Genomic DNA, 18277 nt, shown 5'->3' on the forward strand with positions numbered 1-18277 from the left:
CGGCCAGCGGTGACAGATCTAGGTATGTGATATGTTTAGAGTGCTCCTGCAGTTCGAGAGGTTTTTTATTTTTTTTTTTTTTTTCAAGCAGAAGACGGCATACGAGATGTAGAGAGGTCTCGTGGGCTCGGAGATGTGTTATAAGAGACAGGTTTAGAACCTAGTCCAATATTCTTTTTACATTTATGCACTGCCCTATCATATTCAGGCAACTTATAAATAAATGATTTTAATTCATTATTTTTTAAATTATGAATAATATTTAAATCAATTTTAAACTCTTTATTAACCCATAAAATATTTTCATTAATTAATCCCTCATTTATCAAACCTAATTGGGCTATTAGTTCAATAGCCCTATAAAGTCTTGCAACGGCATCATCATATTTGCCTTCTTCAATTCTTCTATAGGCATTATTCAATAAATCAGGTAAATAAAATTTAACATTCTCTGGTTTAATCAGGCCTCTTTTAGAAACTTTCAGTTGTAAGAACTTCCAATTATTTTTTATTTGATTTAAAAATTCGGGATGGTTTTCATCAAAATATGATTTGAGATTATCTGAGTTTTCAATTCTTTCAATAATATTTAAAAAGGTATTGCTGATTGTTTTTTTATCATATAGATTATTGAATTTATCCCATGAGTCATAAACCTTAACAATATCCCTGGACAAGTCTGCAATTTCTTTAAGATTATCAGATTCCAGTTTACCAATAGCTTCTTCGAAGTTTAATTTTGCAGCTTCAAATTGGTATTTATTAAAGAAATCCATACCTTTATTGAATTCCATCACTGCAAAAACATCATAAGGATCCCTTTGGTCTTTTATTGATTCAAAACCATTTTGAACAATACCCAAACCCTCTTTGTCTCTTCCTTTAAAATCTTTAGAACCAACATAAGAATATGTGCACTCTTCTCCAATTGCCGCTAAAACCAATCCTGAAACCATTGGTTTTGTTCCCCCTGTGAAATCCACATGGATGTTATCATATTGCTTTTGCAATTCTTGAATAACCTCCCTAGATTTTGCAAATGAATCCTCCAAATTTTCATGATTATTAACGACTTTCACATTATATTGATCATCTGACAAACAACATTCTTCTACAATATTGTTAGTTATATCAACCGAATCATTTGAGCATAAAAAATATGTAAAGTCTGGTTTAAAATAATTAATGGAAAAAATCAGTGGTTCCGGAGAACCACCGCAACTTAAAATTAACGCTTTCATATTAAACTTCTCCAAAAGACAATTGAATCCAACCTAATGGCATTCCACCAACTTGAGTGATTTTTCTTGATTTAGGGAATGAATAATCATAAGTTTTGCCTCGAGTACCTTTCCTAATCCTTTCAAATATCGTTTCATCATGATCCATAATTTTTAAACCAACAGTAGTTGCTAAAAATCCAGAACCTCCGCCCACTCTTAAAACAGGATTATCGATTGAATTTTGCTTTTCTAGATTTAAGTAAAACTTGTTTAGATAATCAATTTCATAATCTTCACTAAATTCTATTTCATTGCGAATTAGTGATTTTGAAAAATTAAATATGTATCTTTTGATATTTTTAATATCAATTAAATGCTTTTTATCGTCAAGACCTAAGCTTTTAAAGATATCATAATCATAATGATTTCTAATTTCAAAAGATAGCTTTTTTCCTCTGGCAATTGTTTCAAGATAGATTAAAATTGGTTCATGAGTTCTTTTATTTTTAGAGTAAAATTCATTATCTCCCCATTTAAAAGAAGCCATGACAGTTGCAACATCATATATTGTAGGGGATTTAATTGTGTTCGTATCTGAAACTTGTAAAAATTTCATGATATCCCATTGTGCAGGAGGTGCTTTAGGAGGTGCTTTATTTGATGCGAAAATATCGTTCATGAATCTTCCATAATTTTTCTTAATGACAGAACCATTATCACTTAAAATGTTTTTTGAAATTTTTGAAATCAATCTGCCGTCAAGTTCGTTGAACAAAATTGCAGTTTTAATTGCCCCTTTTATGGATGAACCTGGAATATATAACTCATTTAAAGTTTTAATTGCTTCTGCAATCTCTTGTGATGGGTAAATTTCTTTTTTAGTTTTATCAATAGCCTTATACTTCACATAAGAATTTGAAATTCTAGAATCGAAATTTCCTAAATTGAAATTAGGGTTTGACAAATCTCTTAGTAAATCGTCTTTTTTATTTTCATCAAGAGATGAAAAATAACTAGACACGTCCATCCTTTTAATAATATTTAAAATATTGCCTTTATTAGTTTTAGCCTTTGATTTAACATATTCTGAAGCAGTATATTTTTCACCTGAACCTATATGAATTGGAGATAAAACCTTAATATCGCATTTCATTATTTAATCTCCTTACTGAATCTTAGCGGATATGCATAACCATATTCAATTGCAGGATTAATATCCCCCGATTTAACAATATTACCATATGTTAATTGGAAATTTGGAAATACGGAACCCTCTTTGAAAAATCTTACTTGTTTTCTTATCTCACCAGATTTATCCCTTCCTCTTTTAGAACCAATTTCATAAAATGAATATTCATTGATTCGTTTCAAGTCATTTTCTGTTGGAATGAATCTTGAAAGTGAAACAAACATATTATCCCCTTCATTATCCTCATAATTTAAAACACTTTCAATTTCAAAATCAAAATGTCCCTTACCAGTTGAAATATCTCTTCCAAATCCACGATCTTTTAAAAATTTCATAGCGGATTCAATGATTTTGCCATAGCCCTCATCAAATAGGTAGACTAAGTAAAATAATCCTAGATTTTTATAACTATCTCCTTGAGTGTAGAATATTTCTGTTTCATTAATTAGTCTGTTTACCATATTGTTTGGAAGTATATTTTCACCAAAACCAAAATCAACATTTAGTTTTTCACTCATTAATAAATTTAAAGACCTGTAATAATTATCATAATTATTCAATAAGTCTTTTTCTGTTAAATCACCCTTTATTAAAGCATTGAATAATTCTTCTTCAATATATTCCACTTTTTTATAATCTTTAAGTGTTTTTGAATCTATATTGGATAAATCACTATCCATGATTAATTTTGGATAAAATTTGATTTTTTCATCATCATTGAATATTACCGGAAATGTTGAAGAAATTAAAAATGGAGATCTGCCCTCTTCAAATTCTTTTAACATTTTTTCAATTAAATCTGGATATAATTCACTTATTGCAGAGGTTAATGCTCCAAATAATGTATCTGAGTGTAATTTTGGAAATGTTGATAATGGTTTAATATAAACCAACATTAGTTAACCCCCTATTTAATTGCATTAATTACTTCGGTTATATCATCTGATTCTATAAGTATTTCTTCTTCAACGTTTTCTTTATAATATTCAGTTGTTCTTTTAGTTAATTTGATATTTTCAAATTTAATTTGACCAAAACCTCTAGAACCACTTCCGCCAAGATAATTATCTTCTAAAAGTCTCATAGCATCTAAAAGATAGGAAATATTTTCATCATCACCATCATAAACTGAAAATACAATTTCAAAATCAAATTTAGAACCTTTTGGCACTCTTTCAATGTTTCTTGGAGTTGCTGAAGAATCAATTCGGTTAATATTGTTTTCATATTTTAACTCAGCACCACTAATTAAAGATTCAGTTTCCCACAACTCTAAGGTATCCTTATCCGGATATGCATCTCTAACAATAGTTCTTGTTGGGAATTTAAGTTCAGTTTGTTTTTCATCAGAAGAGATGCCGAATAATTTAACTGCTATACAATTTGCATCATCAGAGGGTTTGCCGTTATTATTAATGACACTTTGAGCTGACTTTTTATCGTTTAACTCAGTTAAAAATCTAAGTTTACCTTTAAGAGAAGATCCTGGAATGTAAGGATTACCAGTTACAGAATCCCTAATAATTACGTTGTCACTTCCTCCAATGTCAATTGTATCACTGGATCCTCCAATGTGAAGACCAGTTTTACAAGTTATTTTTCCTTGAATTAAATAATTTTTAATAAACATTCCTAAACCTTCCTCTTTTATTTTTAGATACTTCTTCATATTTGTGATAAGCTACAATTGATTCGAAAAATTTAACAAAAATATCAAAATTTTTCATTTTTAGTTCATCATCTTCAACATTATCCACTTTAGCCATTGCCGCTAAAATAACATCATAAAATGGCTTTGGTAAGTTTTTACGACCTACTGAAACTGCCATTCTTGGTTTTAATAAGTAAAATTCCGTTTCAATTTCATCCCAAGTTGTTTTTTGTTCCATCTTCTTTAAAGCTGCAAAGAATTTTCTAAGTTGTGTTGTGTTTAACTTTTTAGAATTTTTTGCAACAATATGTGCATAACCTGTTTCTGCATCAAGGAAATATGGAGTTTCAATTTCACTTAAATGACTACAAGCATTTATTTTTTGTATAACACTATTAATATCAGACATCTAATCACCTTAATCTTAAACTAACCCATGATACTGGAGTTTTAATCCAGGGCATGAATTTAATTCCATTTTTATCAACACATTCCTTTACCTGTGAATTGTTGATTGATCTTAATTTATATTTAAATATTGGAATATATGATTTAGTTAACAATCTATTTTGAATATCCTCATTCCATTCATCTTCATTTGAAATATTGAAATTTTTGTTGAAATTTTTCTCCCAAATATTTAGTAATGAATGTGTCAATCCTCTTGAAAGATCTTTTGATTCGTTTTTCTCTTCCAAATATTTTGCAAAATCAAATATTTCATCAAAACCTTTTTCTAAACCATTACTTTCCCACATTAATGTTTCACCAAAGACTGTGATTTTATCACGTCCACAATCCTTTGACTTTTCAAGTTCCGCATCAGCCATTAAAGCCGCTTTTCCAATTGGGAATTTTGGAGAAACAATACTAATTCCTGCTGAAATAGTAATATCCTCATTATCCGCAGTCCATATTTTAAATCTCCTTCTAAATTCTTGTGCAAATAAAATCACATCATCATACGGACCAACAACTAACAAATCGTCCCCACCGGAATAGTTAATATGAATAGTTGATGTCCCCTCACCTTTTGGAAGATCCTTTTTAGGCCTATAAACGGTTTCAGTTTCATTCTCAAATGTTAATGTTTTAATTTCACATTCCGTGTCTTTTGGAAGTTCTGTTGTAAAATTAAATTTATCAACAATTTGATTTATTCGTCCTGAGAAGAACAAATCAAGATAAAAACTTAAAGAAGAAACTCTTGAAATACTTGCACCGCCAATATGTTTAAAGCCTTTGGAAAATATTAGACCGAGATTGTCTACATCCATTTTCAATACTCCAAGTTTATTCGCCCCTTTTGCAATTTCAGCAAGATGGTTGAAATAAAGTGGAGTTCCATGAATATTTGGAATGCTATTACCAATTACTTTAAAGTCAAAGGAAACATTTTCGCTAGATATATCAAAGTCTAAAAAATTAGTATCATTTAATTTATAAATAATGAATTTGACATCCGGATTTTGTTTAATGACATCCGAAACTTGAGACTTATTCCTTTTAAACAGATAACCAATATTTAATTTAGGATAAAACAATGATTTAGGAATTTTATCATTTGCGACATATTTAATTAAGTATTTTGCATTTGCAACTTCACCACCTAATCTTTCATGTTTTAAACAATCATGACAATAAACATCCTCCGACTCATTTCCGCAAACAGGACATAAATCATAATTTGCCCCAGATTCAACATTAAATACTTCATTAAGCTGATTTAAAAATTTATGTTTCTTATTCTCATTTAATAATACTGTAAGATCAGATAAAATTTTATCAAAATTGGCTAAATCATCACCACATGCATTTATCGAAACAATGTTTAAGAACAATTCTGCATTAAACTTGTCAATGAATTCATGATTAACCTCTAAATTAATCTTATTGACTATTTCATCAGTTTTCTGAGTATTAGGTGCGATAATTGTAAAACGCCCGCCGCCACATAATAGAATATTAGATGAGTCCAGATCCAAATCAAAAATTATTTTTGAAGCGATTGATTCACATAATAAAGTTAAATAAAGAGAACGTCCACGTAACCGTTTACTCATACCACTTTGTGCATCTTCTGGAGTTTGAACTCTATAAATAAAGTTTTGTATACCTGAAATATCACCGTTGATAATCCTATAAACCTCCTGAGTATCAGTTTGATTTAATTTTTCATTTTTTGAGAACAGATATCTGCAATTAGCAATAGCAACAGTTGTCTTTAAGTGATCATACAAAGAAATATCACTTTCAGAATAATAAGTTGCAGATGGAACAGTAGAAGTATACTTCTTCAATAATGCCAAGACACTTTCAAAATCCTTATTTTCAAGTAATTTAAATTCATCAACAAATCTATTCCATAAATGTTGATAATCAGGAACTAAATTCCATCCATTTTTAATTTTTTCGCTTTGGGGATGAAGGGCTTTTGTAAAGTCAAGTTCAACCAAAGGCACATACAAATCATCATGTTTTTCACCATCAAGAGAAATCCTTGAAAAAATAGAAGTTAAAGGAGTTAATAAAACATCTGATTTATCCTCTGAGCTAATACGTTCTTTTGATGAATGATGGTCTGCCTTTTGAACAATTTTACACAATTCAGGAAAATCAGATTTGGAAGGGTTATGATGATATAACACTAAATCTTCAACATAATCATCAAAATAATCTTTAACAAAATCTGCTGACCATTTAGAATGAGCTCCAGACTTACCATAATCCGACATATCCAATTTTTCATATTTAGAATCATATGCATGGGAAGATTTACCTAGATTATCCGCTCTTTGGTAAAATTTACCAATGTCATGGAATAGGCTAGCAAATTTCAAAATTTTGTAATCATCCATTTAAAAATAACCTCCATATATTTGTTATACATAATATGTATTTAAAAATATTTAAACTTATTTAAAAAAATTTTGGACATGGAAAAACTTTTTATTTTTTTACGGATTTAAGAGTGGGTTGTGTACCATATTCACTGTTTGATAGAATATATTTTAATTTGTCTTATTGATATTTTGGGGTTTAAATGATGTTGTGGTTTTTATCTGGCAATATTTGTTTGAGTATGCATTAATGACAGAGTGTAAAAAATTTAACGATTGATGGCACTGTCTAAAATTGTCATGATGTAGCTATTTGGTTTTTTAATTGATTTTTAGTGTTGTTTTTTGATTGGTGAGTTATTACATTTCTGTTTATCCATCTTATTAGTCCTTCTTTTGTTTGATATACTATTTTCATGGCTTTTGATGGTGTTATTTTGAAGTATCCTTCGATTTTATTGTTTGTTTTTGGTATTTGAGGGTCTTGAAAGTATGTGGTGGTTTTATTCGAATTTTTTGTTGAGGTTTTTTAGGAATTTTTGTGTATCTTCGTCAATTGGTTTAATTAGTTGTATATGGTGTTAAATCTTCTATTTACATCTTTTGAGAGTTTACATCGGAAATATTTGATATTCATTTGTCTATATTCTTTTGTTCTTTGTGTTCTTTTCTCAGTCTTTCGTTTTCAGAATCTAGGTTTTTTGAAGTATTATTGTAAATAAATTCCACCTATAGTTAATTACTAAACTTTTGGTATAAATGTTTCGAGCCATTTGTCATAAACTTTTGTTCCAGAAATCGATTCATTATATGTTTTTATAGTTAATTCTTGTAGAAATTCTTTTGATTTAAGGTAATAATGTTTTATTTCTTTTTTCATTTGTCTCCATATTTGTTCGATTGGATTTAGGTGAGGAGAGTATGGTGGAAGGTATATTAGTTCAATATTAAGATATAATGCTATTTTTTTTGATAAATACGGATTTGTGGACACTTTAATTATCTAGAATTAAACATATTCTTTGTTCGGTTTGCATTTTTGTTATTATGTCTTCTTTTTGTAATAGGTTTAATGTTATTTTTCTTCTTATTTCTCTTCTTTTTTTTCACATTATTGAGGGATTCTCTATTGCAGTGTTTTCCAATGATTCTAGCGATTGTGGATGTGGTATTGTCTTTATATTTTTTCTAATGTTTTTAAAATTTTTGCTGTAAAAATTTCATTATTTTCGTTATTTTCCATTAATAATTTGTTTATGTCTTCATCAGTTAGATTAAAATCGGATATTATTTTGTTTAATATTTTTACTGTATTTTTCATTGTTAGTATTTGCTACTCTTAATTCTAAAAGTGCTATTGTAATTTCTGGTGCTGTTGATGAATTTGTGATTGTGATGGTTGAATTTCCATTTATTGTTAGTGGCCCTGTGGCGTTGATTTTGAATTTGTATGGATTTACAGTTTGTGTGTGTTTTGTTCCTTGTTTATATAGTGATTTTTGAGTATAGGGTTCATTTTGGAATGATGCTTCATCAAATAAGATTATAATATCATTTGTTGTTACATTATATTCTTCTAAGTTTTTTTTAACTGTTCTTCAGCATCTTTTGGGGATTTTGAAAATTTAGGATATGCTTTGCTATAATTGTATCCTAATTTCTTTACAATTTTTCCTATTTGCTTTAAACTATAATTTACATTGAATTTTTCATTAACAAGTTTATGTACGTCTTTCATTGACATATTGGGTGTTTTTTCAATGAGTTTATCTAATTCAATTAGTTGATCATAAGTTAATTTTGATGGTCTTCCACCACCAAAAGATGGTTTTAAACCTTCCAATCCTTCAGATTCACATGTTTTAATCCATCTGTGAACTGTTTGATAGGATTTTCCCAATATATTTGCGGCATTAGTTATGGTATTTCCTTCACTAACTATTTTGACTGCAATTAGCCTTTGATAATACCTATGGTAAGCCACACAATTGCTGATTTCTTCATCCAAAGCGATTTTTGTCATTTTGTTAAAAACATTAATTTTAGATTTTCCAGACATATTTTATAATTTATCCGACATCTATAATAAAAGTTTGGTTAGTAACTATAAAAACAAAATAATATAATTATTAAAACTTACAAAAATACTTTCAAGTGAAAATATGACTACTGCAAGTGATAAATATAATCTTAAATACAAAGGTTTAAAATTAGAAAAAGAAGACCAAATAAAAGCAATTGATTTTTACAAAAGTCTTTTAAACCATGAATATTTCACAAATGATTATTATCCTTATCGTAGACTGGTTATGATTTATAAAAAAACTAAAAGATTTGATAAAAAAACAGAAATTATTAAATCCTTTTTTAAAAGTGAAATTTACTGTAATAACCACCAATTTTTATGGTTTAAAAATAAATTAAAATCCCTTTCAAAGAAAAATTACATTTCAGAATCTGAAATTAGCTCACTTGTCGAATATTTTAATCAAAATTCACTTCCAAATAAATATAAGTCAAATACTCCTCTTCCAATAGCTGATAGAATCAAAAAATCCAATGGCAAAATCGTTGTTGAAAGTGAAGAAAAATATGATGAACAGCAAAAACAATATGAATACGAGGAAGTTTGCAGCCAATTAAACAGAGAAGGAAAATATGAAGAATACATTGCTCTTTTAAATCATATGATTGAGGATTTAGGTTATAATCGTTATCGTTATTTCCAAAAGTTATGCATTGCATATCACAGACTGGGAGATTATGATAATGAATTACTAGTTATTGAAAAATACAATAACGGCAGGTCAACAAAAACTAAAGTTAGTGATGAATGGTTTTTAAACAGATTGAAAACCGTTGAAAAAGTTGAAAGAAAAACAAAAAATGATTTAAGCGAAAAATCATATTATGAAATTCCATTTAGCGAAAATGATTTAGATCTTAGCAAAACTCCAATTTATGAATATGATGATAATTTAGATGAATTTGAGAATTTGAAAAGGAAAAATTACCTAATACAATATGGTAATGCTTTAATTTATAATAAACAATACAATAATGCAATACTGTACTTTAAATATCTGTCAAACAACACCTATTTTTCAAATGACTGGTATCCTTATCGGCAATTAACTATTCTTTATGATAAAACTAAAGATTACTCCGGAAATCTTGTAAATATTAAAAAATTGCTACACAGCAAAATATATTTAAATCAGTACCAATTCATATGGTTTACAGAAAAAATAAGGCAACTGATGGAAAAGACAAACATAAGCGAATATAAAATTAAAGAATGGCTTGAATACTATGAAATTCATGGAAGGTTAAAAGAAAAAAAATTAAATAAGTTTTTAGCGGACAAATTTAAAAAAGACAAAGATTCAATTTTTATTTTGAATGATGAGGAGTTCAATTTTATCCAAGAAAAATATGCTCTTGAGGAAATTGGAAAAGTTTATGAGAGAGTGGGTAATTTCAAGCTTGCTATTAATCATTATACCGAAATCATCAATGCAAAAAAGTTTAATTTTTATCAGTTTTATCAACATTTATGTTTTTGTTTAGAGAGAATAAATGATTATGATCGTGAATTAAAAGTAATAAAATCATATTATGCAACACCTCCAATAAATACAACTGAAAATAGTAATGATTGGTTTGAAAAACGATTGAAAATGGTCAATCATAAATTAAATACAAACTATAACGTCAGTGATTTGAAATAGCCCCAGCATTATTTCACTTGGAGATTGCCCACAGATCGTTTAAAGTTGATTTCATTTTAAATAAAACTAGCTTAGATGAAAAGTAGTAACCTAGCTTAAAGTAAAAACTTTAAACTAGATACTAAGAGAAATTATTCTCCAATGAAAAAAAATTTAGTATTAAAATATCACCCAGCACAAGCAGTTAAGCTTAAATCAAATGATACTATTGCCCTCAAATGATTAGCATAGTAAAGCTGACAAGCAGTTAAACTTAAACCAAATGATACTCCATTTTTTAATACAACAAATTTTTCCACACCAATAATTTATAAAAAGATGATATTTAATTTTAACAACTTTTGAAAACGTGTTTGCCCCTAAAGTAAGTTGCAAAAACACTTAATACCATCAAAAGATAAATTGAGAGATGATTTTAGAAAAACACTTGATTCACTCAAAACTAGCCATCATCCAGCATAAACAATTAAGTTTAAACCAGAATAATATCCCCACTAATTTTAAAAAAACCCGAATGTTTTTCCTAATTAATATTATATAAACTAATAGTATATAAACATGAAAGCTAAATTTTATAAAAACCAATTAAAATTGATGAATAATATTCATTAATCACTAGCTGTAAAAACCTTAGGATGCTAATTATCGGAAAGTCAAGACAATCATGTTTACTTTTAAATTCACTTGAAAATGTTAAATCCAAATTTTCACCCTGCCCTACATTTACAAGGTGCATTTGGACAATGACCTGATTTAAAAAAATAAATACTATGCTTTTTGAGCATTGGAAATAATTTAAATTATCCTAAATACTTTTTAAGTTCACCACAACAAAATGGCATGTTTGACTATCACAATACTATTTAATCTATCCTTTCCCATTCATTGTCCCCCAAATGTTTCCATCTATGACCATCTGGAGCGTTGTGAACTTCACCTGTATATATCATTCGTTCATCTTGATAACTGTAAAATGCTCCAGCATCATTATCAATAGAACGATTATTGCCTTGAATTTCAGTTTTATTAACAATTTTTCCAATATTGATTTTTTTAACAGTGGAATTGCCTTTAAAGTAATCATTGCCAGCGTAATTCACTTTAATTATATATTCACCTTCATAATTATCAAGTTTAAAATTAGCCTTGCCCTTTTCATTTAGAGTTAGTGAATATTTTGAAGTCTTATTATCCATGTCCATTATGAATATATTTACAGTTTGATTTTGAATTGGATTTCCATTTAGGTCTGTAAGTTTAATTTTAATTAAATCCCCTTCGTTAATTGGAAAATTAATTTTCATAGTTAATTTTGAATCCTCTTTGGCAATATCTGGTGATAAAGTAAGAATTCCAATAATTAATGCAATAATTATTACAATATTATTAAAATAACTACAATAATATAATCCTTATTCATGGTAAACTATTTGTAAAAAGTCAGATATATAACTTATAGGGTGCTAGATTTTTGAGTTGTAAATAACCTTCAGTTTGATATTATTTTTCTTATTTTCGTATATTTTTTTACTCAAATTTGTAGCCCACGATTTATAATTTTGTTATATTAAAAAACGGCATCAATTAATAATTAATTTTAAATATAATGAGCAACAAATATTTTATTAGTGAATTAACATGTTGCCTGGATTAAATTATACTAAAAGATGCCGTAAATTTAGATTGTTGGACAAAGTATTTATAAATATCGATGATAAAAAGAACAGACACATATTTAGTGAAAATGGAATAAAAAACATTAAAATGATGATTACATGTATAAAAATCGTTTTTTTAAGTAAATTCTATAATTATCCAGTTTCTAGAGTAATATATGAGATTAACATTGATAAAAAACTAAAAAGGTTCTTAAAAATTGAGAATGAAGTGCCGAGTGAAGCACAGGTTTATGAATACTTGAGTCGTTATTCTCCTAATCAATACAATAATATTAGCAACAGCTTTTTCAAATTGTTCCTTAAGCTAAATAAGAATCGTAAAAGTGATTGGATTGTTGATGCAACTCCAGTAGCTTGTGATATTAATATTCTAAAGAAATACGTGAGTCCCGAACATCTTGAAAAATTAGATTTAGATATGGGTTTTTCAACCACTAAAGGCTATTATATAGGATTTAAAGTCACTTTAGTCTTAGAAAAAGATTCATTATGCCCCATTTCTGTAATTATCCATTCTGGTGCGAAAAATGATAGTAAAATTTTTGATGAAGTTTTAGAAGAATTGAGTAGAAGGCGTTTACTCAAAAAAAGACAAGTAATTCTTTTTGATAAAGGGTATTACTCCATGGAAAACTATATTAACGCGATTAACAAGTATAACGTTGTTGCAGTCATATTTCCTCGCATTTACTTCACTATTGAAAAAATGCTGGGATGCGCGAATGTCCACATCATTGGATATATTTTACGATGAAAATACTTTAGAAGAGAATAAAGAATTATTCCTCGAGTTAACAACAATATTATATGAAAAACTAGAAAATTGGAAGAAATTAAAACCAATAAGGGGCTTAATTGAAGATTTCTTCAAAGTATGCAAAGATGCATTTGGATTAGGTGAATTCCACGCATATACTCAGAGTTCCATGAGAAGAAACATCTATCTATGCATATTATTATCAACACTAGTCATACAACAAGGCTTCGACACAAAAACAAAACTACAACAATTGGCTGAAGGCAGAATAGATCTTGAACCAATTAAATCAAGAAAATCTAAAAAATCTAAGGAAAATAATAAAACAAATGAAAATCAACAAGTGGGCGAAAAAACTGACGAACAAACAACACTCCTAACTAAAAAAGAAGTCCAATCCGAACTAGATTTATTTACATAAATCTAGCACCCTATATAACTTAGTAAAATCCAAACAAAAAAAAAACAGTTAAAATACGATAAATAAAATGATTAATATGAGCAATTATCTGCGTTTAGCTGCATTTATTTCACTAATTTTAATTATACTAACATTAACAGCGTTTACTGATTTAGAAACCAATGCAATAATCTCAATTACTTTAGTAATGTTATTTTTAATAATATTTACTTATATATTCAATGCAAATGGCTCAAAAACCTTGAAAGTCCTAATAATCCTATTTATTTTTAGTGGCCTTCCAATATTTCTTCTAGCATATCTGAAAATATCTTGGTTGATCTCACCAGCAGTTCTGTTTGTCGGAGCAATATCCATAATGATTATTATCAGACTTGATGAAGCTGAAATTATCCATTAATGGAAACTTCCCGTGCTTTAATTAATTTAAAATAAAATTCATCCTCTTTAAAATGATTTTGGCATAAAAAGTCACAAATAGCTAAAGATTGAGGGTAAAATCCTAAATCATTTAATATTAAAACTTGTTTTAACATTTGCTTTTTAGTGATATCCAACTTAGCTTTGAACTTCTCGTTAACCTCCAATTCCAACTCATATTCACATAAGGCTTCGCCAAAAATAGCATAATCATTAAGTCCAACTTCCTGAGATTTTCTAAAACACCCCAATGCCTCCCCATAGTCCTTAAGTTTAAAAAGAGCATTCGCTTTTTTATTTAAAAGTTTATTTAATATTTTGTCTTTAAATTTGGACGGATTTGCTAATGCTTTATCATAGCTGACAATAGCCCTGGCAAATTCCCCTTTTGAAAAATACTCGTCACCAGCATAAATATTTAATTTCAACCTTGGAAAGTTATCTCTTTCATTATTGGCTTTTCTTAAAAGAGTCTTATAGTATTCAATGTCTTTTAGAGAGTCATCGGCGTTTATGGCTTTTCGGTAATATCTTAATGATTTTACAAAGTGTTTCTGATCTTTTAGGCAATATGACTTATTCAATAGAGCTTCTCCATATTCATCATCATAAAATATGACCTCATCAAACATGTCAATTGCTTTTAGATACTTTTGAGTTTTTAGATAAGTAATTCCCTGATCCAAAGTATTCTTAATTTCAAGTTCCTTAGTTAAATGTTTAAGAATAAGATTTTGATTAATGTTTTCTTTATCTATTCTTTTGATAAATCCGTCACTTTGACTCATCCAGTTGGTGGTGATTCCGTTAAGATCAAATCTTATCTTATCATGCTGAACTTCAAATCTGAGTCCCTCTGGAATATTTGAAATCATGCCGGACCACCATTTATGGAGATTAATTTATCTTTATTTAGACAAGCTATCCTGCAGCCATCATACAGCATTAACCAAATGGATCTAATAAACCCTTCATCATTTAAGATTTGGCAATTTTCCATTTCCAAAGCATTGTAATTTGGTTTATCCAAGGAATCCTGTAAAAATTGATTATTAATATCTATTTCACTTGATTTGACAATGGCATCAAAATTTCTAAATACCTGTGATTTAATGTCATGTATGATATTTTGATAATCAAGGATATTGAAGCTGAATTGATTAATCTTTAAGATATTGTCATCACCCAATAGCTCATCAAAAGTAGAATACTTATTTTCACCTTTAAAAACAAATTGCGAATATGATTTGACCTCACAAACTTCAATTACCTCCGAGAGGTTTTTCAAATGAACCAGACAGTCCATACATACATTTTCATCATCTTTAAACTTACATCCACATTCAGGACAATATTTAGTTAAATTAGCCCCGCATTTTTCATGACAACTAATCGGCTCATAAAACTCAAGGGGTTCCATCTCATAAGCCAGAATATGTTTGGGATGTAAAATCTCATTTATCAAAAGTATTCTTTCCCTATCATCAACTCTGCAATTACTTAACTCATTTAGTTTTAACACACAATCCACTTCCAAATTTCACAGATTACTAATTACTATTTACTTAATTATTTAAAAATTTTTCACAAAATATGCTTTAATTAGAAAACTTTAATTTATATTAAAATACAAACAATTAAATTAATGAAAACAATAGCTATTGGTGTTGGTGAAAATGAAAATATAATACAGGCATGTCATATTTTCAAAGAAAAACACCCAAAAACGGACATAAAACTAATTTATAAGGATGAAGATTTGGTAAAATCAGTGCTTGATGACAATATTGCTGCTGTTGTACGTGGTTCACTTCCAGCATCCAACATCATACAAGAGCTCAAAGAATACTACCCGAATTTATCAAGAGCAACCTATGTTAACGGAGAGAAATATGAATTTTTATTGTCTCCAGTTGGGATTGATGAGGGCAAAAATGTAGATGAAAGATTTGATATTGCCCTAAACTGCGTTGATTTTCTTAAGAAATTTGGCAAAGATCCTAAAATCGCAATTCTCGCTGAAGGAAGAGATGATGATTTTGGAAGGGGAAGTGAAGTGTCTAACTCAATTGCCGACAGCAAAAAATTAACAAAACTCATCGAGGAAAATACTGATGAAAATGTTAAAAATTACTTTATTCTAATAGAAAAAGCAATACAGGACAAATCAAATATTATTATTGCTCCAAATGGCAGAGTTGGAAATATAATATTTAGAACATTAGTTTTGCTTAATTCCTGGCCAAGTTATGGAGCTATAACTTTTGGCATTGATAGGATATACATAGACACAAGTCGAGACCAAAGTATAGAAGGTTATGTCCGTAGTTTAACCTTAGCTGATGATTTATCTAAATAAGGGGATTGAAATGGAAGAGAACATACTTTATAGAATATATGAATGGTACATTACCCGCGGTCTAGACCCCAATAAAATGCCAAAACATGTTGCTATAATCATGGATGGAAACAGAAGATATTCCAAACTACAGGGGAATATAGATGTTGTTAAAGGACATGAAATCGGAGTAGATACCTTAGAGAAAGTTCTGGATTGGAGCATTGAACTTGGAATTGAAATAATCACCGTTTATGCATTTTCAACAGAGAATTTTAACAGACCTCAACATGAAGTTGAGGGGCTGATGAAATTATTCATCACTAACTTCAAAAGATTGGTTAATCATGAAAAAATACATAAAAATGAAGTTAAGGTAAAAGTTGTTGGAAGAACCGAGTTGATTCCTGAAAGTGTAAGGGAGGCAATTGAAGAAGCTGAAGATGCAACAGCACATTATGATAAAAGATTATTTAATATAGCTATTGGTTATGATGGACGTTTGGAAATCATAGACTCTTTTAAAAAGATTATTGCTGATGTACAGGCAGGCAAAATCACAATTGATGATGTTGATGAGGAGCTTGTAAGTGAAAACCTCTACACTGGCGGACTAGCAGATCCAAACCTCATAATACGTACCAGCGGCGAGGAACGTTTAAGCGGATTTTTACTTTGGCAATCATCATACTCTGAGTTATACTTCTGTGAAACCCTATGGCCTGAACTTAGAAAAGTCGATTTTATAAGGGCAATAAGATCATATCAAGCAAGAGACAGGAGATTTGGAGTGTAATATGATCGATACACATTGCCATATTGATTTTGAAGACTTTGACAGCGACCGCGAGGAAGTTATCCAAAGAGCCAAAGATAATCTAGACCATGTAATCGTTTCAGGATATAGTAATGATAGCAACATAAAGGTATTGAAACTTTCAAAAGACAATGAAGGTTTTATTTACCCTACTTTTGGTTTTCACCCAGTTAGTTCACAGAATGCAACACAAGAAGATATCAAAATAGCTCATGAAAATGTTAGAAAATATATTGATGATATTGTGGCTATTGGCGAGGTAGGAATGGATTATTTCTATGTTAGCGATAAGGATCTGCGTGAAAGACAGGAGGAAATCTTTAGAGGTTTTTTAGACCTTGCCAATGAATATAAAGTTCCAATTGTAATGCATGTAAGAGACTGTGAGAAAAAGGCGGTGAACATCATTGAAGATTATGAAAACATTCCCTATTTTGTATTCCATTGCTATGGTGGAAGTTTAAAAACAGCGAAAAGAATAATGAATCGTGGAGATTCCTATATGAGCTTTTCTACAATGTTATGTTACTCAAAACATCATCAGGACTTAATTGAAAAAATAGATTTGAACTATGTTTTAACTGAAACCGATAGCCCATATCTCGCAATGCGAAAAGAAGATAGGAATGAACCTATAAATGTCATGAAAGCGGTTCATAAAATTGCTGAGATAAAAAATATGGATGTTGCAAGTGTTGATGAGATAACCACCAACAATGCACGTAAAATTTTTAAAATTTAAAAATTAATTGTGAAGTTTAAATTGATTAATACTTCATTATTTTCACTTACAGCTTCAATTTCCAATTCGAAGTCTGTTAAGTCATTCTTTACAAGATTAATTAAATGATAATCAAGAAGCGAATCATTTAAGTATATAATAAATTGATTTCTCTCAATCCTTACACTTCTACGGCAGAACAGCTTAAAAGCATAGAAGTATAATTCCAGTCTGAAAATTAAATCTTTCCTACCCCCCTCACCTTCAATAAAGAATTTCCTCAAGTCTTCTTGCAGGATTTTTCCTTCATCGCCAACATCTACTTTAAATGTTTCCATTTCGGCCAAATCATCCATCAATTGTTGTTTTTCTTCATCCCCATACATAAAATCACTAATTTAAAGTTTAATTTTAAAATATTATATGAATTAGGTAAAAATGTTATTTTAATATGCTAATTCTATAGATTCGACAATTTTCTTACCTTTTT

Annotated in this window: 21 protein-coding genes; 8 read left to right on the plus strand and 13 right to left on the minus strand. The window is 29.0% G+C overall.

Annotated elements, in window-relative coordinates; genetic code table 11:
• Positions 1-1242 precede the first annotated feature (1242 nt).
• The 7 genes from csm5 to Q9969_RS02635 all read right to left on the minus strand — a co-directional run bounded on the left by csm5 (position 1243) and on the right by Q9969_RS02635 (position 8224).
• Entirely contained in the window at positions 1243-2376 is a 1134-nt protein-coding gene (gene csm5 / locus Q9969_RS02605; RefSeq protein WP_305554176.1) for a type III-A CRISPR-associated RAMP protein Csm5, read from the minus strand.
• The gene (csm4, locus tag Q9969_RS02610; RefSeq protein ID WP_305554179.1) at positions 2376-3308 is read right to left on the minus strand and encodes a type III-A CRISPR-associated RAMP protein Csm4; all 933 of its coding nucleotides are present in this window, start codon (positions 3306-3308) and stop codon (positions 2376-2378) included. Before csm4 ends, csm5 begins: the two co-directional genes overlap by 1 nt.
• Before the next feature lie 11 nt (positions 3309-3319).
• Positions 3320-4042, minus strand: coding sequence for a type III-A CRISPR-associated RAMP protein Csm3 (csm3, locus tag Q9969_RS02615; protein WP_305554182.1), 723 nt, complete (start codon positions 4040-4042; stop codon positions 3320-3322).
• On the minus strand, positions 4032-4472 hold the full coding sequence (gene csm2, locus Q9969_RS02620; RefSeq protein WP_305554185.1) for a type III-A CRISPR-associated protein Csm2: 441 nt from the start codon (positions 4470-4472) through the stop codon (positions 4032-4034). The genes csm3 and csm2 overlap by 11 nt, the downstream gene beginning before the upstream one ends.
• Positions 4473-4476: 4 nt before the next feature.
• Positions 4477-6921 (minus strand): type III-A CRISPR-associated protein Cas10/Csm1, encoded by a 2445-nt coding sequence (gene cas10 / locus Q9969_RS02625; protein WP_305554188.1) that lies wholly within the window; start codon positions 6919-6921, stop codon positions 4477-4479.
• Between the two features lie 724 nt (positions 6922-7645).
• Positions 7646-7897, minus strand: a complete 252-nt coding sequence (locus Q9969_RS02630) for a transposase (protein ID WP_305512477.1) — start codon at positions 7895-7897, stop codon at positions 7646-7648.
• A 183-nt stretch (positions 7898-8080) separates the two neighbouring features.
• A complete protein-coding gene (locus Q9969_RS02635; protein WP_305554192.1) occupies positions 8081-8224 on the minus strand; it encodes a hypothetical protein in 144 nt (47 codons plus the stop codon).
• Here Q9969_RS02635 and Q9969_RS02640 point away from each other — a divergent pair.
• Positions 8224-8406, plus strand: coding sequence for a hypothetical protein (locus Q9969_RS02640; protein WP_305554195.1), 183 nt, complete (start codon positions 8224-8226; stop codon positions 8404-8406). The two genes, Q9969_RS02635 and Q9969_RS02640, sit on opposite strands and share 1 nt — an antisense overlap.
• 73 nt (positions 8407-8479) lie before the next feature.
• Here the strand turns inward: Q9969_RS02640 and Q9969_RS02645 are convergent, their stop codons facing one another.
• On the minus strand, positions 8480-8962 hold the full coding sequence (locus Q9969_RS02645) for a helix-turn-helix domain-containing protein (protein WP_305554198.1): 483 nt from the start codon (positions 8960-8962) through the stop codon (positions 8480-8482).
• Between the two features lie 103 nt (positions 8963-9065).
• Here Q9969_RS02645 and Q9969_RS02650 point away from each other — a divergent pair, with 103 nt between their 5' ends.
• The gene (locus tag Q9969_RS02650) at positions 9066-10634 is read left to right on the plus strand and encodes a hypothetical protein (protein WP_305554201.1); all 1569 of its coding nucleotides are present in this window, start codon (positions 9066-9068) and stop codon (positions 10632-10634) included.
• 167 nt (positions 10635-10801) lie between these two features.
• Here Q9969_RS02650 and Q9969_RS02655 read toward each other — a convergent pair whose 3' ends face one another.
• Both Q9969_RS02655 and Q9969_RS02660 read right to left on the minus strand, forming a co-directional pair.
• Positions 10802-10933, minus strand: a complete 132-nt coding sequence (locus Q9969_RS02655) for a hypothetical protein (protein WP_305554204.1) — start codon at positions 10931-10933, stop codon at positions 10802-10804.
• Positions 10934-11497: 564 nt separating this feature from the next.
• Positions 11498-11938, minus strand: a complete 441-nt coding sequence (locus Q9969_RS02660) for a hypothetical protein (RefSeq protein ID WP_305554207.1) — start codon at positions 11936-11938, stop codon at positions 11498-11500.
• 334 nt (positions 11939-12272) lie between these two features.
• Between Q9969_RS02660 and Q9969_RS02665 the strand changes: the two genes are divergently transcribed.
• From Q9969_RS02665 to Q9969_RS02675, 3 genes are all read left to right on the plus strand, one after another.
• Entirely contained in the window at positions 12273-13067 is a 795-nt protein-coding gene (locus Q9969_RS02665) for a transposase (protein ID WP_305554210.1), read from the plus strand.
• Entirely contained in the window at positions 13036-13491 is a 456-nt protein-coding gene (locus Q9969_RS02670) for a hypothetical protein (RefSeq protein WP_305554213.1), read from the plus strand. Before Q9969_RS02665 ends, Q9969_RS02670 begins: the two co-directional genes overlap by 32 nt.
• 76 nt (positions 13492-13567) lie before the next feature.
• Complete coding sequence (locus Q9969_RS02675; RefSeq protein ID WP_305554216.1) at positions 13568-13891, plus strand: hypothetical protein; 324 nt, start codon at positions 13568-13570, stop codon at positions 13889-13891.
• Here the strand turns inward: Q9969_RS02675 and Q9969_RS02680 are convergent.
• On the minus strand, positions 13881-14786 hold the full coding sequence (locus Q9969_RS02680; protein ID WP_305554219.1) for a hypothetical protein: 906 nt from the start codon (positions 14784-14786) through the stop codon (positions 13881-13883). The two genes, Q9969_RS02675 and Q9969_RS02680, sit on opposite strands and share 11 nt — an antisense overlap.
• Entirely contained in the window at positions 14783-15433 is a 651-nt protein-coding gene (locus Q9969_RS02685; protein ID WP_305554224.1) for a hypothetical protein, read from the minus strand. The genes Q9969_RS02680 and Q9969_RS02685 overlap by 4 nt, the downstream gene beginning before the upstream one ends.
• A gap of 123 nt (positions 15434-15556) precedes the next feature.
• Here Q9969_RS02685 and mtxX point away from each other — a divergent pair, with 123 nt between their 5' ends.
• Genes mtxX through Q9969_RS02700 form a run of 3 tightly spaced genes read left to right on the plus strand, consistent with a single transcriptional unit; the run spans position 15557 to position 17808 of the window.
• On the plus strand, positions 15557-16270 hold the full coding sequence (gene mtxX, locus Q9969_RS02690) for a methanogenesis marker protein Mmp4/MtxX (RefSeq protein WP_305554227.1): 714 nt from the start codon (positions 15557-15559) through the stop codon (positions 16268-16270).
• Positions 16271-16280: 10 nt separating this feature from the next.
• A complete protein-coding gene (uppS, locus tag Q9969_RS02695; protein ID WP_305554230.1) occupies positions 16281-17045 on the plus strand; it encodes a polyprenyl diphosphate synthase in 765 nt (254 codons plus the stop codon).
• 1 nt (position 17046) lies between these two features.
• Positions 17047-17808 carry a TatD family hydrolase gene (locus tag Q9969_RS02700; RefSeq protein ID WP_305554233.1) on the plus strand — a complete coding sequence of 254 codons (762 nt, stop codon included), beginning with the start codon at positions 17047-17049 and terminating at the stop codon, positions 17806-17808.
• Here Q9969_RS02700 and Q9969_RS02705 read toward each other — a convergent pair.
• Complete coding sequence (locus tag Q9969_RS02705) at positions 17805-18173, minus strand: hypothetical protein (protein ID WP_305554236.1); 369 nt, start codon at positions 18171-18173, stop codon at positions 17805-17807. The genes Q9969_RS02700 and Q9969_RS02705 overlap by 4 nt on opposite strands.
• Positions 18174-18277 lie beyond the last annotated feature (104 nt).

The sequence above is a fragment of the Methanobrevibacter sp. V74 genome (assembly GCF_963082495.1).
Classification (GTDB): Archaea; Methanobacteriota; Methanobacteria; order Methanobacteriales; family Methanobacteriaceae; genus Methanocatella.